The sequence below is a fragment of the Priestia sp. SIMBA_032 genome (genome assembly GCF_046535215.1).
Classification (GTDB): Bacteria; Bacillota; Bacilli; order Bacillales; family Bacillaceae_H; genus Priestia; species Priestia aryabhattai.
In genome coordinates, this window is the sequence record NZ_JAWRXD010000547.1 from 1 (window position 1) to 277 (window position 277).

Annotated in this window: 1 pseudogene; it reads right to left on the minus strand. The window is 36.5% G+C overall.

Going from position 1 to position 277, the window contains the following annotated elements:
* A pseudogene (locus tag SB717_RS35485) lies at window positions 1–277 on the minus strand (UDP-N-acetyl-D-mannosamine dehydrogenase); the annotation flags it as partial.

The window sequence follows — 277 nt, forward strand, 5'->3', positions numbered from 1 at the left end:
GGTAAATTTCTTCCCCTACTTTCCATCCCTGTTCCTCAATAATTGGAGCCACTATATCATCAATAGTTCTTGGTGGAATCGTAGATTCTACAATTACAATACTTTCCTTCTGTAAGAATGGTAAAATAGACTTAGTAGCTTCTACAACATAGTCTAAATTTGCAGTATGATCAGCATTGTGTGGTGTAGGAACAGCAATAATAAACACATCAGCTTTGGTTGGTTCTACACTAGCGCTCAATTTCCCCTTTTCTACTACATCTTTAACTAATTCTCC